Genomic DNA, 16,426 nt, shown 5'->3' on the forward strand with positions numbered 1-16,426 from the left:
ATATGAACTGTCAACTTTGTTGCCAGGAACTTTCAGCCTATATCGATAAGGAATTGAACGAGAAAACTGCGGCGCAACTTCGTACGCATTTGATGACTTGTTTGAATTGTAAGACTGAGTATGAATCTTTGCTAAAGATGCAGGTTATGATGGATGAAGCCGAGGTTTTTGATCCTGATCCCGCCATCTGGATACGGATAGAGCGGCAGATTAGCAGGAAAAAAGTTGATTTCTGGGATAGGGTCCTCTCCACTCTTCAAGACTTGATAGCACGTTATGCTTATTTTATCCATACACCAACCCTGGTTGGTTCCCTGGCAGCTATCCTGCTGATCCTGATGACCTTCAGTTTGTATGATAAGTATCAGGAAAAGCGAACTTTGATGGCTTGGGTTGAAAAGCACAGCCCGACCCATATAAGCTTAGAGATTAATCCGTTTGGTTCTCAAGTTATAGAGAGTTTAGACGACAATCCGTTTGATACTTTTAAAGAGGTTTCCCTGGATCTTAATGTGAATTACTTTGGGTCTTCATTTCCTTCAGAGAGCGAGACCCTGGAGAAAAATCCGTTTTCTCTATAAGAAAAGACCATTTGGGATCTTATAGAAGAAAAGTTAATCAAAGATGATAAAAGTAAAAAGGGTGTTACTTTGTTTTATAATAACAGGGGTCCTAGGCCTTATAGACATGGGGTATGCTCAAGATGCAGGGGAGATAAAACGGAAGCAGGCGGAGGCCATCCATGAACGCATTCGGATTCATTTTAAAAACCAAAATTATCCTCAGGTGGCAGCAGAAATGAATGAGTTGTTTCAACTTAAATTGCAGGGAAAAAATGAAGAATTGGTGGCTTTAGAGTTGACTGCCGTCATCACAAACCTCATTCGGGTTAAACAATATGCAATCGCCCATCAAATCATAGATAACAGCTTAAACTACTTTACCCAACCGGATACACGAGCTACGGCATGGATCCAGAAGGGTAAAGTCTTTGAAGCCGAGGGAAAAACCGAAAATGCCCTTGGAGCCTTCAAAAGAGCAGAAGCAGAAGCAAAGCGACGATAAAACCTTTCTTTGTCCATAGTCTATGGTCTAGGCGGAAGGGAGGCCAGTGATCCTGATCAGGACTATACTCCCTGAAGGGATAGACCAGGGACCATGGACAAAGGACCATGAACAAAAAGGAGACCTTATCATGAGTAGAAATAAATTTTTATTTGTGCTACTGTTGGCAGGAATGATGGTTTATGTATCCGGTTGTGCTGGTTATAATACCCAAGTTGGAGCTGTTACCGGTGCCGGTGCAGGGGCTTTAATCGGTTATGGTATCGGCCATGATACCCAGAGTACTTTGATCGGAACGGCCCTAGGCGGGACTGCCGGAGCAGTCATCGGCCATGGAATAGATACTTACAACAGTCGTAATGGTTACCCGTATAATTATGGTTACAGCAATTATCCTTACAATTACGGGTACAGCAATTACCCTTACGGCTATAAAGGTCCAGCAACGAGAAGTTATGTGGTACCGGCCCCAAACTCAACAATTAGAAGGTAGGTTGGATAGAACCCTTGTGCAAAGCACTCTCTATAGACCCCTGAATGCGTAGGAACAATCGGAAACTCGGCCCAGATTTTGCCCACGAGGGCTCCTCTGTTGAGGATCTTCCAAAGCAAGATAGTCCTTCCTGGCCTGGGAGGAATAGAGATTGTTCCTACCGATCTAAGGGGTAGTGTCAGGAGGGTATTTTCTTGACCAGAAGATAATGTGAGGTTAGGATCCCATGAAGCATATAAAAAGATTTTCAATTTATCTGTCTGTAATTTTGTTGGTTATGATAAGTGGATGGCCGGCCGGGGTTAGTGCACAAAATCCACCCCCAACTCCCGAATTTCGATACCCCGATGCAAGTATGTCCAATCCACAACTTAAACTGGTTCCCCGACCCCGGGTTAGAGAACCCAAGGTGGATGTCTGGTTAGATAGGGGGTGCAATGGATCTTATTATACAGGAGAGACGGTAACCGTTTCCTTTAGAGCCAATGAAGATGGATATGTTACCGTTTATGATGTGGATACTCGGGGACAGGTGAAAGTTTTATTTCCCAATCGATATCGCCCGAATAACCGTGTAAATGCGGGACAAACTTATCGGATCCCGGGTCGAGGATATGATTATGATCTGGTAGTCGAGGGTCCTGCCGGAACCGAATATATTCAAGCGGTTTTCTCCTTAGATCCCTATTACAGTTGGGATTATAACCAGGGAGAGCCAGAATGGGTCTATAAGTGGGGACTCCGGGGAGAGAGGTCTGGGTATGAAAGTAATGAAAGAATGTTTAAATCCCTGAAAGAACGTGTGCAAACCAACCTGGCTCAAAGATTAAGGGTAGAACCTCGAGGGGATACTTATCGAAATTATGATACGGCAGAATGCTTTTTCCGGGTAGTTGATCGAGGATGGGACTACGGTGAGTGGGATAATCCTCCTCCTCCGTCCCGTTTAGAGGATGAATATCTGGAAAATCAGCGACGGGAATTCGAAAGAATTCCGGAGCTGAGGACTCGAAAGGAACGGGGTCGTCTGGTTGTAACGATGCCAAACTCTATTCTCTTTGATACCAACTCCACAGCTCTTGGACCTGGAGCCAGGGATCGTCTCAACCAGGTTGCAGATATTCTTAATCGTTATCCCAGAACCCGGGTGGTCATAGAAGGTCATACCGATAGTGTAGGAAGTGAAAGTTATAATCTAAGATTATCGGAAAGACGGGCAGAATCCGTTGCAGATTACCTGATTAGCCAGGGGGTCGAACGTTTTCGGATTACCACCATCGGATATGGTGAAACCAGACCTATAGCTTCCAATGCCACGCCAGAAGGCCGTTTACAGAATAGGCGGGTTGAATTGAAAATCTGGGTAGATAGATCCCGATTCCAGGCACGTGAAGATGAATTGAGTCGCCCAGAACGACCCCGATATTAAAATTTTTTAAAAAGGGAGCGCAAATCACTCTTCTGCGCTCCTGATCTAAGCCTTACACCCCTTTTTTCCTGCTCAAACTCTTCTGTTGTTTTCAATACCTCAGCCCAAGAAAAAATCTCCCCCTATCAAAATATATTGACGTAAATAGGGTTTCCATAGGATATTACCTTATACCCATTCACCGTAAGAATGTGGCCTGAAGGGTTGAGATAATCCCAGGGGATATCCTATCCCTTAGTTTACATCCCAACGGAAAAGGTCGTACTGTTTAGTTAACCAATGGAACTGTTCAAGGTAATATCTTAGCAGAGGAGATCAATATGGAGGTAGGTACATCGGAACACCCCATTACCCGCAGGGAAGAACTTAGAGAGTACTTTCAGCAGGTAGCTAAACCCCCTTCTAAGCAGAGAATCGGTATGGAATGTGAAGGGGTCGGGGTATTTGAAGACAGTGGAAAAGCCATCCCCTACTACGGTGAAAAAGGTGTTCTGGCCATCCTGACGGAGATGGTTCAGAAGTTCGACTGGCAACCTATTTGGGAAGGAGAAGCGATCATTGCCCTTCAGCGGGGCAATTCACGGGTCACCCTGGAACCGGGGGGTCAGATAGAATTAAGTAGCTCCCCTTATGATAACTTACATACTCTGGCCAGGGAATTTCGAGACTACTGGGGGCAGCTTAATAGTATTGCCAAACCTATGGGAATCGCTTTCCTGGGGATTGGAATGCAACCGGTCAGTAAAATAGAAGAAATCGGCTGGGTCCCCAAGGGTCGCTACAAGATTATGTCCCGATATTTAAAAAATAAGGGCCCTCTCAGCCATTATATGATGAAGGCCACGGCAACCGTACAGGCTGCTGTAGATTTTACCGGTGAACAGGATGCCATGGAGAAGCTGAAGCTGGCTTTTGGGTTATCCCCTGTAGTTACCGCTATGGTGGCTAATTCCCCATTTTACGGATCCCAGCTCAACGGATTTATCACCATGCGCTATTACGTCTGGCACCATACCGACCCCGACCGCTGTGGCATCATTCCGGAGATTTTTTCTAAACCCAATCCCGGATTTCAAGATTACGTTGATTATGCTCTTCGGGTTCCCATGCTGTTTATCCAACGCAACCGCCAGTGGATTGAAATGGATGGAATCCCTTTTGGTGAATACCTTCAGTCTGGATATAAAGGATATCAGGCCACCCGGGAAGATTGGGAACTCCACCTATCCACGATTTTTACCGATGCACGTCTTAAACAGTATATCGAGTTGAGAAGTGCTGATCATCCTAAACCCGACCTGGCTCTTTCGATTCCGGCTTTTTGGAAAGGAATTTTTTACGATGATCTGGCCAAAGAAGCCGCCTGGGAACTGATCAAGGACTGGAGTTTGGAGGAATGGGTTAAATTAAGTTGGGATGTCTGTTCCCAAGGACTGGAAGCCCGAATTCGCAATTACCTCCTCTTAAATTTAGTTCAAGAGCTTGTTCAAATCAGTTTGGAAGGGCTGAAACGTCAGCGGGTCTTAAATCAATCCCAACAAGACGAACGGATATATCTCGATCCTTTGCAAGATTTTATCTCCCGTCACAAATCTTCTCCCGGTAAAGTTTTGATAGAACTATGGCAGGGAGCCTGGAATCAGGATATTCGAAAGCTAATTGATTACTCGCGGTACTGAGTCCAAAGGTCAGAGGCTATTCTAACCTCTGATCTCCTGACCCTTGACTCCGGATCAAAATGAATCATCGTTTTCTGAAGGCATGCAAGCGAGAAGTGGTGGATTGTACCCCGGTTTGGTTTATGCGGCAGGCCGGACGATATATGGCCGAATATCGGGCCATTCGTCAGAAATATACCCTTCTCACCATCTGTAAAACACCCGAGCTGGCAGCACAGGTGACCCTTCAACCTATTGAAAAGCTAGGGGTTGATGCTGCCATCATTTTTGCCGATATTCTTCTTCCCGTAGAGGGTATGGGAATCCAACTGGAATTTGCACAGGGAGAAGGTCCGGTGATCCGCAACCCAATTCGAGATAAAGCGGCTGTTGAAGCACTCCGCCCCATAGAACCCGAAGAAATGGTCCCTTTTACTTTGGAGGCCATCCGAATCGTTCGCCGCGAGTTAAACAATCGCATCCCTCTCATCGGCTTTGCAGGAGCTCCTTTTACCCTGGCCAGCTACCTGATCGAAGGAGGACACTCTCGAGATTATGTCCTCACAAAATCTATGATGTATAAAGACCCTGAAACCTGGAGAAGTCTCATGACTAAGCTGGCCAAGGTAGTTACGGCCTATCTGCAAAGCCAAATCCGGGCAGGTGCTCAGGCTGTCCAACTCTTTGATAGCTGGATCGGGTGCCTCAGCCCGGGTGACTACCGGGAATACGTACTCCCCTTTAGCCGTCAGATTATTCAAAATCTGAAGAGAGAAAATGTACCTATCATCCATTTTGGAACCGGAACGGCTGCACTTCTGGAACTGATGAGAGAAGCCGGAAGTGATGTGATAGGAGTCGATTGGCGGGTAAATATAGATGAAGCCTGGAACCGTCTAGGTAATCATATAGCTATTCAGGGAAACCTGGACCCTGTAGCGCTTTTCGCCCCTTTGCCGGAGCTTAAAAAACGAATAAAAGAGATTCTACAGAGAGTCGGAAACCGACCCGGTCATATCTTCAACCTGGGCCACGGTATCCTACCACAAACTCCTGTAGAAAATGTCATCGCGACGGTCCAGATGGTCCATGAACTCAGTCAAAGATAGAGATGGGAGTGTGGGGGTGTGGGAGTGTGGGAGTATGGGGGTATGGAAGTATGGGAGTGTGAAAGGATGGGGTATGGGAGTATATTCTCCTACACTTTCCCACCTCCATACTCCCACACTCCCACACCCCCATCCTCTTAAATTATGTCAGGTAACTCTAATCCTGAGAGGATAGGAGTTCTCCTCATGAGCTACGGAAGCCCGGATTCCCTGGATGATTTTGAAGCCTATTTCACGGATATTCGGGGAGGTCGCAAACCGGCTCCTGAGTTAGTTGAGGAAATTAAAAATCGATACCGACTTATTGGAGGTAAATCCCCTCTTCCCCAAATTACGCAAGATCAAGCCCGGGCTTTGCAGGAGCGGTTAAATGCCGGGCATGAGTCATCGGGCTATCTTTATCGGGTTTACCTGGGTATGCGACACTGGCATCCTTATATTAAAGAAACTTTTAAAAAAATCCTCGATGATGGTGTGAAGCGCTTAATAGCTTTAGCTCTGGCCCCTCAATATTCTCGCCTGAGTGTCGGCGCTTACATTGAGAAGGTGAAAGAAGCAGAAGCCGAGCTGAACGGGCATATCCATATTTCCTATGTGGAAAGCTGGCATACTCATCCGTTATTCCTTGAAGCCATCGCTCAACATGTGAAAAAAGCACTCGACCGATTCCCTGCTTCCGTTCGAAATCAGGTCCAGATCGTTTTTACGGCCCATAGCCTTCCGGAACGAATCCTTGCGGAGGGCGATCCCTATCCTCAACATTTACAGCAAACCGTAGAGGGGATTCTGCAACGCCTTGGTCCTGTATCCTGGCATTTCGCTTACCAGAGCCAGGGGCGAACCTCGGAAAAATGGTTAGGACCCAGCGTTGAAGCCACCCTAGAAGATCTCTGGACCAGGGGATATCGAAATGTTCTCCTGGCTCCTGTAGGGTTTGTCTCCGATCATGTGGAAATCCTCTACGATATCGACATCTTGTTTAAGAATTTAGCAACTGCCAAGGGTATGCATTTAGAACGAATCGAATCTTTAAACACCGATCCTCTTTTTATAGAAGCTCTGGCTTCGGTTATTTTGGAGCACCTGGCAGTTTTATAAAGTATGGGAGTGTGGGAGTGTGGAGGTGTGGGAGTGTGGGAGTGTGGGGGTGTGGGAGCATGGAAGTGGGAGGGTAAATACTTCCACACTCCCATACTCCCATACCCTCATTCTTAAACGGTTGTGTCTAAAAAAATTATCATTGTAGGTGGCGGAATTTCCGGGCTATCAACTGCTTACTTTATCCAGGAGCAACTGGCCTCTTTGGGGGATCAAGTAGATTGCTACCTCATCGAAGGACGAGAACGCCTGGGAGGGGTTATCCTTACAGAAGTAGTAGACGGTTTTGTCATCGAAGGGGGGCCTGATTCTTTTTTGTCCACCAAACCCTGGGCTTTAGAGCTTTGTCAAAAACTGGGTTTGACAGATCGTTTGATAGGCACGCGGGAAGATCAGCGTAAAACCTATGTGTTTTCTAGAGGAAGATTGGAAGAACTACCCGAAGGATTAACCTTTATGATTCCCACTCAGATCAGATCCTTTCTTCGGAGTGGTTTGATCTCCCTACCCGGAAAGATTCGGATGGGGCTGGACTTACTTCTGCCTCGCAAAGTGGGAAGAGAAGATGAATCCCTAGGAGCCTTTATACGCCGTCGCCTGGGGCGAGAGGTTTTGGAACGAATCGCAGAACCCCTTTTGGGAGGTATCTATGCGGGTCAGATAGATCAGATGAGTCTTCAGGCTACCTTTCCGAATTTCCAAACCCTGGAGCAAGAATATAGAAGCCTGATCTGGGGTATGTTACGTAAACGCCGGGAAATCCCGAAGTCCCTAAAAACCCCCTCCAAATGGACCCTATTCGTAACCCTCCGGGGCGGTCTTACAGAACTGGTTCAGACTTTGACTACCCAACTAAACCGGATATCTTTTATAAAGGGTAAACCTGTGGTCTGGATAAAGCCTTCTTCGGATTCCTCCTCTCTACAGCCTGTTTACCACCTAACTTTGGCCAACGGAGAGATTCTCCAGGCCGACGTGATAGTGTTAGCCACACCGGCTTATATAGCAGCAGACTTTGTAGAAAGCTTTAATTCATCCCTGGCGGCTGTATTAAGAGAAATTCCCTATACTTCAACTGTTACCATATCTCTGGGATATAAAAAATCGGATTTCGCCCACTTACCCCCTGGATTTGGTTTTGTCGTTCCCCGGGTTGAAAATCGTAGAATCATTGCCTCTACCTGGACTTCCAATAAATATCCTCATCGGGCTCCCGATGACAAGATCTTGCTTCGATGCTACATAGGCGGAGCTAACCAAGAAGATCTGGTTTCGCTGGAGGATCGGATTCTTATTCAAATCGTCCGGGAAGAGCTGAGAGAAATCGCGGGAATTACCCAGGAACCCGTTTTAACCCGGGTGTATCGATGGGAAAAAGTCATGCCGCAATACCTGGTCGGGCATCTGAATCGCTTAACTACCCTGGAAAGACTCCTAACCCATCATCCGGGACTTTTCTTAACCGGAAATGCCTATCGGGGGCCTGGTATACCGGATTGTATCCACAGTGGTGCTTTAACGGCTGAGAAGGTGTTGAAGTATCTTCAACTCTCTTCCGGCCCTCAGACCTGAAGATGAAACCCATTTACTTAGATTATAATGCTACCACTCCTATCGATCTGGAAGTTGCCGAAACTATGCAACCCTATCTCTATGAACATTTCGGGAATCCCTCCAGTTCCCATTGGTACGGTATACAAGCAAAAAAGGCCATTGAGAAAGCGCGGGAGCAGGTGGCCGATTTGTTGGGATGCAGCCCAGAGGAGATTATATTTACCAGTGGAGGGAGCGAGTCCAATAATCACGCCATTAAAGGGGTTGCTTTTGCTTATGGTCACAAAGGCCATCATATCATCACTTCTACAATTGAACATCCGGCTGTAATAAACGTTTGTAAATATCTAGAGACCCAGGGTTTCCAGGTCACCTATTTACCTGTAAATAAATTTGGCCTGGTAGAGGTAGAAACCCTGGCAAAAGCCCTGACACCTCAAACTATTTTAATCAGTATCATGCATGCCAACAATGAGGTTGGAACCCTTCAGCCCTTATCGGAAATTGCCCGAATTGCCCGACAACACGGTGTTATTTTCCATACCGACGCGGCTCAATCGGTTGGCAAGATTCCTACCAACGTAGATGAGCTGGGAGTAGATCTTCTATCCCTTGCCGGGCATAAACTTTATGCTCCGAAAGGAATTGGAGCTTTGTATATTCGACGGGGTATTCAGTTACAGAAATTAATTCATGGGGCAGGTCATGAGCGGAATTTGCGGGCCGGTACGGAAAATGTAATTGGAATTGTAGGTCTTGGAAAAGCCTGTGAAATTGCCAAACGCGATTTATCCAGGAATCTATTCACCCTGAAAAAAATGCGAGACCGATTGCACAAAGGTCTGGAACAGAAACTGGATCAAATAAGATTAAATGGGCATCCTGAAAAACGATTGCCCAATACCTTAAGTATAGGTTTTGCAAACCTGGAAGCGAATACTCTCCTGTCAAGAATGGAAGGTCTTGCCGTTTCGGCCGGCTCGGCCTGTCATTCAGGTTCTGTAGAAATTTCATCAGTTTTGGCGGCTATGAAAGTTCCCCTAGAATATGCCTTGGGAACTATTCGTTTCTCCACGGGTAAAATGACCACAGAAGAAGAAATCGATCAGGCCATTGAGATAGTGGTAAAAGCCGTTCAGCAAATAAGGCAAAGAGATGCCACGCATATTCCCATTGAAGCGGGGAGGTGATCAAAATGAAAGAATTAGTTCCAGGAAGTGTCCCTGTCTATACGCCTGTTTTTAAGGAGCTTCTTCAAGAAGAGCGTCTAAATCCCCTGGATGCAGGTGTCCCTAACCTTCAGGTACGGAAGACCCTTGAAGCGTTAACCCCCGAGAAGGCCTTTGCGCCCCATTCAATCGTAGATAGAGATATGGCCAATGCTTGTTTAGCAGCTATCTGGCTTTATCATGATTTTCTGGATGAATCTCATCGCTTGAGTCAAGCGATTTCCACTCCTGTAGGAAGTTACTGGCATGGTCTGATGCATCGTCGGGAGCCGGATTTTTCCAACAGTAAGTATTGGTTTCGGCGGGTTGGGGATTTTCCTATTTTTGAATCCCTTCGACTTGCAGCCGCGGAACTGGCTTCAGCCTCGACTCCCCATGCATCTACCACCTTCTTGATCCATCAGGCAAAATGGGATCCTTTTGCTTTTATTGATTTATGCGAAGCCTGCTTAAAAGGTCGTTCACCGGCCGACATGCTCTGTCGTCAGATCCAGAAGCGTGAATGGGAACTTCTTTTCGATTATTGCTTTGAAAAGGCTATTGGACGTTAAGATTTATAGATTTCTTATCTTTTTCATGCCTGTTCATCAAAGGATCCAAATGGATCGTCTGACCGTGTTGCATTAAGAAAAAGGTCTCAGGAGCCAGACCGGCGGCTTCCCGCGCTGCCATCAGGCGTTTGGGGGGTTCATCCATAGGCTCATCGGTGAGGTTAAAGGTTCCCCAGTGCATAGCAACCGAGTATCGGGAGTTTAAATCTCGATGTATTTGCACGGCCTCCTCGGGATTGATGTGCATGGCTTTCATAAACCAGCGTGGCTCATAAGCTCCAATGGGAAGAGCAGAGAGGTCAAAGGGTCCCAACCGGCGCCCGATTTCCAGGAAATCGAGGGAGTATCCGGTATCTCCGGCAAAGAAAAATTTAAAGTCCGGATGTGCAATGACCCAACCCGCCCAAAGAGTCTTGTTTTTATTGAAGGGGGTACGGGCACTGAAGTGTTGAGTCGGAACTGCATACAGAGTAAACCCAAAGCTTTGAATGCTCTCCCACCAATCCAGCTCCGTTACCTTTGAAATACCCAGCCTGGTAAACCAGATTTTGAGTCCCAGAGGCACAAAAAAGTGGGGGCTCTTTCCTGGGCCTTGCTTTTGGTAGAGCCGCTTCACCGTGGATGTGTCCAGATGATCGTAGTGGTTATGGGAAATAAATACCATATCGATGACAGGAAGATCCTCAAGGGCAAGTCCCGGCGGTGTCACCCGTTTGGGACCCATCCAGGAAAGTGGAGAGGCACGTCCGGTTAAGTGGGGATCTGTCAGAATATTGACCCCTTTCAATTGGAGTAAAAAGCTGGCATGCCCGATCCAGGTTAAAGTTGTCTCGGTGCGATTTCGACGAAGGAAAGCAGGATCATTTTTGGCCAAAGGGAAATGATAGCTCTCTTTTTTCGGATTATTCGATCTTCGCCCCCATAGACGATTCCACCTCCACTTGAGAAAGTCTATAAACGTATGGGCGTCATGGGGATAGTTGTTTTGAAAACCTTGAAAGGTATGAGGATTCTTACCCATATTGAGGTGAACAAAGTCTAAAGAAACATTATCCGAAGTTTTAATCTGGCTTTTTTCGTATAACCCTACAAATAACGCTACAAAATTTTAGCTGAAAAAATTAAAATAGAAGGTAATAACCTCTTTCTATCAAGCTAGTACAAGAGTTGAGAGATCTCAAGCAGATTCTTCAGGCAGATCTGGGAATTTAGCTGGCAAAGTTAGCCTGGAGACGTCAGGTTTACGAGTATGGAACGACTCTTCTTTTCCTTAGGTGCCATCTCTGCTTTTATCGGAGTGGCTGCCGGAGCCTTTGGAGCCCATGGTTTGAGGGAACGATTACCAGCCGACCTGCTCACTATTTTTGAGGTAGGGGTGCGTTATCAGATGTATCATGCGTTGGCTATGCTGGTTGTAGGCTGGGCTTATACCCGGTGGCCCGGGTCCCTGGTTGTAGCCGGCGGCTGGCTGTTTGTCCTGGGAACCATCCTGTTTTCTGGAAGCCTTTATCTTCTCAGCCTTACCGGAGTTCGATGGCTGGGTGCGATTACGCCTCTTGGTGGTCTGGCGTTCCTGGGGGGTTGGGTATGTTTGATAGTAGCCGGTTTGCGGGGATAAATAACCATTTCCCTATATTGCAAATGTCAGGGTATAATATCTCTAAAGCACTTCAGCCTGATCTCGAGTGGACAAACACCGGAAGGATAGTAGGGGCGCACGGTCGTACACCCTTACGGAATCTTTGAACGAACCTATCAAACTAACGAATTCCCCACGTGCTATTCTAACGCCTCGTAAGGTCACAAGGCCTTGCGCCCGTACTTAAAGTCCTACTAAAAAGAAAAGATCCAACCGGTTTAACTTCCTTCAGGGTTTGTCGTCTTCATTAAATAGGAACTGTAGGGGCACGGCATGCCGTGTCCCTACTATCTTTTTTCTATTAGTTATTTTCAATAACAATCGGTATTAACCTTTTTATTTTTACCCTGCTTCAAGATAATAGCCCTTCTATTTGTCATTACCACAGGTCTGAGGTTTAGCTTGACAATAAAAACCGTTAATGCTAATTCAGTCTAAAGATTGAATTTAGCTAGAGGAAAAAACGGTATAAAACCGTTTTTGGGGGGCTTTTATCGATACTAAGGGGACGAGTACATGGAACATAACCCTGGTAAAAGCTAAATTATGAATTTTCTTTATAAACTTTTTCCTTTCCACTCTTTACTTACCTTAGATGATAATACGCTCACGGCCTGGTGGGTTCTCGGTACCATTTTGTATTTCGTAATTTCTGCGGTCTGGTTATTCCTAAGATGTTACCGCATTATCACCACCCTCCGCCAGACGGAAAAAAGTTTTTCCATAGACTCCATCCAAAAGAAAGATCTCCTAAAAGAAAATTGGATGCAATATGCTCAAACCTTTCTGAGTGAGAATCGACCCAAGACCAGCGAAGATGCCGAAATCTATTTCAATGAGCAAAGTATTCTCAGTCATCGATTGATTCTTCGTTACTGGCTGGCTGTACCGGGTATTTTGGTTGGAGTAGGAATTCTGGGAACGTTTGTAGGCTTAACTGTTGGTATTGCAAATTTTGATATTGGATCCACGGAAAAAATTGAGCGAAGTATTCAAACCCTTTTATCTGGTATGGGCACAGCGTTTGTGTCTTCTGTTTGGGGGATGCTATTATCTCTTATGTTTGGAGTGCTAGAAAAGTTTTGGTTCAATCAGGTAGGTAAACGAATTAGCAGCCTTTGTACTCTTCTGGATCAAAAATTCAGGCTAAAAAAGGTAGACGAGTTGCGATATGCTCAGGAAGATGAAGCTAGATTGCTTAGAAATTTATTAGGAGAGCTTTTTGTTTTTCACAATGAAGAAAACACAGAAATATTACCGGCTCATGTATTTCGCGATTTACATCGAGAAGCCGAAGAGCAGACAAAAGCCCTCAAATCTTTCTCTACAGATCTAGCAGATAAGATTAGTTTGGCTACAGAAACAATCATAAACGCTTCTAGAGATCAAATTCAAGAGACAGTACAGCGCACCTTTAATATCCAATTGTTTCCTTTATTAAACAAAATAGATGACAGCCTGAAGGAATTAACTGCCCAGATACAGAAATTACAAAGCTTGGAAGAAGAATCTTCTAATACTTTTATAGAACAGGCTGTTTCCGATTTAAAAAATTTCCTCGGAGAAATAGGCCAGCAGTTTTCTGCACCTCTATTCAACTCGGCAAAATTACAAATAGAAAGTCTAGAAGACAACTTTAAAACCCTTACAGAGGATCTGAAAAAAAACATTGTCGACATGGAAGCTGGATTGTCTACCATACCGAATTCTTTCCAACAGATTAGTAAAGAGTTGATGGATAATTTTTCAAATTCTCTGGAAATACAGATGCAAACCTTGGGAAATATTGTTAAAGCAGCCAGTGAAAACCTATCCGAACTACCAGCTTCCTTTCAACAAACAAGCCAGAGAATCTCTGAGTCTTTAGAAGCTTTTTCGCAGACTGTACAGAAGCTTAATTCAACCTCACAAGATATACTTGAAAAAGGTTTGAAACTAACCGAATCTATGACCACAGCAAATAGCGAAGTTCAAGGAGCACTTGAACAATTACAACCTCTCTCAATTCGATTAGTAGCGGTTGTAAAAAACCTGGAGTTAAGCAGTAATAACTTACAAACGTCTACTACACAGTTCATCCAACAAACTAAAGAATTTCTTAATACCAATCAAAGTACGCTTCTAAGGCTTCAAGAATCGCTTAAACAAGCTCAGGAAGTTGCGGTGGATTACGCCAGTAAATTCAAGAAGATCCAAGATGGTTTGCGTGATATTTTTTCTGAGGTTCAACAAGGACTATCCCGATATCAGGAGACAACGCGAGAGGGTCTTAACAATGCTCTGGGTCAATTTACAAACCTGTTCTCTCAGGCCGTGCATTCCATCTCTGGAAGTATTGAGGAACTAAGCGAAAGTATAGAAGTATTGAACGATCTTGCAAACAAACTCCGTAGTCAAAGCTCGTAGGATAAGTAATCATGTTAAAAGGAAAAAAGATCTTAGAATCCTCTGATGAAGATAATCCCTTTATCATGTCGGTAGGGGATTTAATGGCCTCTCTGCTGTTGATTTTTATACTGCTTCTTTCTGCTACCTTACTAAAGCTGGAAGACGAGTATAGAAGAAAGAGAGACGAAGCAGATAGAGCTGAAAGACTGGCTCAAGAAAAACAAAAAGTTGCCGACTAGGTTCAACAGATTGCTAAAACTTATGAAAAGCTCCAGGATGAACTGTATAAAGATCTTTTTAATGAATTCAAGAATGATCTTGAAAAGTGGCGAGCTGAACTGCGAAGAGATACTTTATCTATTCGATTTAAGGAACCTGAGGTACTATTTGATCAGGGTAAAGCGGAACTCAAGGAAAAATTTAAAGTAATATTAGATGACTTCTTCCCCAGATATATTAAGCTACTGTTCACGAAGTATAAAGACAATATCGAAGAGATAAGGATTGAAGGCCATACTTCAAGCGAGTGGATGGAATATAAGATTGATCCAGAAACAGCCTATTTTAAAAACATGGAACTTTCCCAGGATAGAACGCGAAGTGTTTTGATTTATGTTCTCCAGATGATTAAAGATGATACGCTTAAACAATGGGCCCGAGATAAAATCACAGCTAATGGTCTTTCGTCCAGCAAACTTATTATCAAGCCCAACGGAGAAGAAGATAAAGAAGCCTCACGCCGGGTTGAATTTCGTGTACGTACAGATGCCGAAAGTCAAATTGGTAAAATCCTGGCTCAGCAGGAGAGAGCAAAATGACGAGTGCGAAATCATTACTTAATTTCTATTTTGACCCCAATCAGTTTGCCGCAGACGCCCGATATATTATTTCTCGTAAAACCCGAGAGAGCATTGAAAAGGTTACTGAAGCCCTGGCAGATATAGCAGCGAAAAATCAGGGAAATAAAAGAGAACCCTCTGACATTGGTGAAATCTATCAAACGTTTATGGCCCTTGCTCCAAAAGGGATAGAAGTTCTAAAGCAAGAATTCGATACTTTATATAAAGTGCGCAAGCTTGTTCGTTCACTGGCCTATCCTAAAGAAAATCCTAAGTTATCTATCCTGAGTTCAGCATTTCTTCCCCTTGCCTTACAGATTATCAACAAATATTGGCGTGATGGAATGTTAGGGGGATTGTTTCGTACCCTCTTGCAAAACTGGAGTTATCCGGGAATAGAACGACTCAGGAGGTTCGTTGGTGAGAAGATAAACCGGTATTCTGGAAACAATCAAACCTTACTTGTCCTTAAACATAAGGCTCCATTTTATATCGAAGACCAGGGGACTATTTCTCTCGGACTTAATCTCATCCAAAATCAAAAGAAGCTTTCAGAGGTATGGCAGTATCTAGATTTACCTGACTCCATGAAGGGTTATGAATACTTTTCGACGGTTGGAGAAGCCTTTACATCCCTGGTGATGCGGAAGCAACAATTTGAACAGTATATTCCAGATATCCTTGAATTCTTGAAACAACACCGAACTCTGGATACTTCAAAAAAATGCCTCTGTAAAATAATCTTAAAGTTACAAAATGGTGATCATTCAGAACTTAGAGAACGGATTAAAGTATCTACCCTCGAACTAATTGGAGATCCGATACGAGATGATAAATGGTTACCATGGGCAGGTGCCAATGAGACAGATAAAAGTGATCTAAAGAAGGCTCAAACAATTCTTAATCAGTGGCTGACACAGCAATTCATTGTCATCTTTTTTGAAAAACTGACCATGGATGAGGATAGAAAAGCGTTTTGGTTACATTACTCCAGACATATATCGAATTTTAAAATTTACGGTCATCGTCAGGATCGAGTTCAGCTCTCCGGAGATTACCGAATCAAAGAAGAGTATTTGAAGACTCATTTTGGATTTATTAAAAATGCTGAACGAAGTCAGAGAGCCTTTGTAATGGTGGTAAAAGATTATGTTTTTGTCGAATTTAGTGAATGTGGGGGTGCTTTTTATGCCTATCGGAAAACCAATCCTATCTGTCCTGATATCCTTCAAGATTCTTTATCTATTCATGCCTTACGACATTCTAAAAACCGGAAACCATTAACTTCTATACAGAATGAAGGAAGACTCTCTCATACCGCCGGTTGGAAATGTTCCCTTTCCCGGTGGCTTAAAACCCATCTGGAGATATAAT

General features: G+C 44.4%; 16 protein-coding genes. 15 read left to right on the forward strand and 1 reads right to left on the reverse strand.

The genetic code is table 11. The features are described from left to right. The first annotated feature begins 2 nt into the window (after positions 1-2). The 10 genes from VNM22_11075 (at position 3) to VNM22_11120 (ending at position 10,186) form a co-directional block, all read left to right on the forward strand. The gene (locus tag VNM22_11075) at positions 3-581 is read left to right on the forward strand and encodes a zf-HC2 domain-containing protein (protein HWP47693.1); all 579 of its coding nucleotides are present in this window, start codon (positions 3-5) and stop codon (positions 579-581) included. Positions 582-687: 106 nt separating this feature from the next. Beyond that, on the forward strand, positions 688-1,065 hold the full coding sequence (locus VNM22_11080) for a hypothetical protein (GenBank protein ID HWP47694.1): 378 nt from the start codon (positions 688-690) through the stop codon (positions 1,063-1,065). Between the two features lie 130 nt (positions 1,066-1,195). Further along, the gene (locus VNM22_11085) at positions 1,196-1,558 is read left to right on the forward strand and encodes a glycine zipper domain-containing protein (GenBank protein ID HWP47695.1); all 363 of its coding nucleotides are present in this window, start codon (positions 1,196-1,198) and stop codon (positions 1,556-1,558) included. 226 nt (positions 1,559-1,784) lie between these two features. Then, positions 1,785-2,987, forward strand: coding sequence for a DUF4384 domain-containing protein (locus tag VNM22_11090; GenBank protein ID HWP47696.1), 1,203 nt, complete (start codon positions 1,785-1,787; stop codon positions 2,985-2,987). A 320-nt stretch (positions 2,988-3,307) separates the two neighbouring features. After that, the gene (locus tag VNM22_11095; GenBank protein ID HWP47697.1) at positions 3,308-4,666 is read left to right on the forward strand and encodes a glutamate-cysteine ligase family protein; all 1,359 of its coding nucleotides are present in this window, start codon (positions 3,308-3,310) and stop codon (positions 4,664-4,666) included. A 59-nt stretch (positions 4,667-4,725) separates the two neighbouring features. Then, positions 4,726-5,754: a uroporphyrinogen decarboxylase gene (gene hemE, locus VNM22_11100; protein HWP47698.1), complete on the forward strand. Its 1,029-nt coding sequence runs from the start codon at positions 4,726-4,728 to the stop codon at positions 5,752-5,754. Between the two features lie 144 nt (positions 5,755-5,898). Next, on the forward strand, positions 5,899-6,852 hold the full coding sequence (hemH, locus tag VNM22_11105; protein ID HWP47699.1) for a ferrochelatase: 954 nt from the start codon (positions 5,899-5,901) through the stop codon (positions 6,850-6,852). A 123-nt stretch (positions 6,853-6,975) separates the two neighbouring features. Then, positions 6,976-8,424 carry a protoporphyrinogen oxidase gene (gene hemG, locus VNM22_11110; GenBank protein HWP47700.1) on the forward strand — a complete coding sequence of 483 codons (1,449 nt, stop codon included), beginning with the start codon at positions 6,976-6,978 and terminating at the stop codon, positions 8,422-8,424. Between the two features lie 2 nt (positions 8,425-8,426). Next, complete coding sequence (locus VNM22_11115; GenBank protein HWP47701.1) at positions 8,427-9,596, forward strand: cysteine desulfurase family protein; 1,170 nt, start codon at positions 8,427-8,429, stop codon at positions 9,594-9,596. A 5-nt stretch (positions 9,597-9,601) separates the two neighbouring features. Further along, positions 9,602-10,186 (forward strand): hypothetical protein, encoded by a 585-nt coding sequence (locus VNM22_11120; protein HWP47702.1) that lies wholly within the window; start codon positions 9,602-9,604, stop codon positions 10,184-10,186. Here VNM22_11120 and VNM22_11125 read toward each other — a convergent pair. Continuing rightward, positions 10,173-11,207, reverse strand: coding sequence for an MBL fold metallo-hydrolase (locus VNM22_11125; protein HWP47703.1), 1,035 nt, complete (start codon positions 11,205-11,207; stop codon positions 10,173-10,175). The two genes, VNM22_11120 and VNM22_11125, sit on opposite strands and share 14 nt — an antisense overlap. Before the next feature lie 228 nt (positions 11,208-11,435). Between VNM22_11125 and VNM22_11130 the strand changes: the two genes are divergently transcribed. From VNM22_11130 to VNM22_11150, 5 genes are all read left to right on the forward strand, one after another. Beyond that, complete coding sequence (locus tag VNM22_11130) at positions 11,436-11,804, forward strand: DUF423 domain-containing protein (protein HWP47704.1); 369 nt, start codon at positions 11,436-11,438, stop codon at positions 11,802-11,804. A 567-nt stretch (positions 11,805-12,371) separates the two neighbouring features. Continuing rightward, positions 12,372-14,231: a hypothetical protein gene (locus tag VNM22_11135; GenBank protein ID HWP47705.1), complete on the forward strand. Its 1,860-nt coding sequence runs from the start codon at positions 12,372-12,374 to the stop codon at positions 14,229-14,231. Between the two features lie 11 nt (positions 14,232-14,242). After that, positions 14,243-14,452, forward strand: coding sequence for a hypothetical protein (locus tag VNM22_11140; GenBank protein ID HWP47706.1), 210 nt, complete (start codon positions 14,243-14,245; stop codon positions 14,450-14,452). Between the two features lie 120 nt (positions 14,453-14,572). Further along, complete coding sequence (locus VNM22_11145) at positions 14,573-15,031, forward strand: OmpA family protein (protein HWP47707.1); 459 nt, start codon at positions 14,573-14,575, stop codon at positions 15,029-15,031. Continuing rightward, positions 15,028-16,425 (forward strand): EH signature domain-containing protein, encoded by a 1,398-nt coding sequence (locus tag VNM22_11150; GenBank protein HWP47708.1) that lies wholly within the window; start codon positions 15,028-15,030, stop codon positions 16,423-16,425. The genes VNM22_11145 and VNM22_11150 overlap by 4 nt, the downstream gene beginning before the upstream one ends. Position 16,426 lies beyond the last annotated feature (1 nt).

The sequence above is a fragment of the Candidatus Limnocylindrales bacterium genome (genome assembly GCA_035559535.1).
Lineage (GTDB): Bacteria > Moduliflexota > Moduliflexia > Moduliflexales > JAUQPW01 > JAUQPW01.

What these genes read in the sequence shown, in the direction of transcription:
- VNM22_11075 (HWP47693.1), top strand. Translation starts at nt 3, where the DNA reads ATGAACTGTCAACTTTGTTGCCAGGAACTTTCAGCCTATATCGATAAG.
- VNM22_11080 (HWP47694.1), top strand. Translation starts at nt 688, where the DNA reads ATGGGGTATGCTCAAGATGCAGGGGAGATAAAACGGAAGCAGGCGGAG.
- VNM22_11085 (HWP47695.1), top strand. Translation starts at nt 1,196, where the DNA reads ATGAGTAGAAATAAATTTTTATTTGTGCTACTGTTGGCAGGAATGATG.
- VNM22_11090 (HWP47696.1), top strand. Translation starts at nt 1,785, where the DNA reads ATGAAGCATATAAAAAGATTTTCAATTTATCTGTCTGTAATTTTGTTG.
- VNM22_11095 (HWP47697.1), top strand. Translation starts at nt 3,308, where the DNA reads ATGGAGGTAGGTACATCGGAACACCCCATTACCCGCAGGGAAGAACTT.
- hemE (HWP47698.1), top strand. Translation starts at nt 4,726, where the DNA reads ATGAATCATCGTTTTCTGAAGGCATGCAAGCGAGAAGTGGTGGATTGT.
- hemH (HWP47699.1), top strand. Translation starts at nt 5,899, where the DNA reads ATGTCAGGTAACTCTAATCCTGAGAGGATAGGAGTTCTCCTCATGAGC.
- VNM22_11115 (HWP47701.1), top strand. Translation starts at nt 8,427, where the DNA reads ATGAAACCCATTTACTTAGATTATAATGCTACCACTCCTATCGATCTG.
- VNM22_11120 (HWP47702.1), top strand. Translation starts at nt 9,602, where the DNA reads ATGAAAGAATTAGTTCCAGGAAGTGTCCCTGTCTATACGCCTGTTTTT.
- VNM22_11125 (HWP47703.1), bottom strand. Translation starts at nt 11,207, where the DNA reads ATGGGTAAGAATCCTCATACCTTTCAAGGTTTTCAAAACAACTATCCC.
- VNM22_11130 (HWP47704.1), top strand. Translation starts at nt 11,436, where the DNA reads ATGGAACGACTCTTCTTTTCCTTAGGTGCCATCTCTGCTTTTATCGGA.
- VNM22_11135 (HWP47705.1), top strand. Translation starts at nt 12,372, where the DNA reads ATGAATTTTCTTTATAAACTTTTTCCTTTCCACTCTTTACTTACCTTA.
- VNM22_11140 (HWP47706.1), top strand. Translation starts at nt 14,243, where the DNA reads ATGTTAAAAGGAAAAAAGATCTTAGAATCCTCTGATGAAGATAATCCC.
- VNM22_11150 (HWP47708.1), top strand. Translation starts at nt 15,028, where the DNA reads ATGACGAGTGCGAAATCATTACTTAATTTCTATTTTGACCCCAATCAG.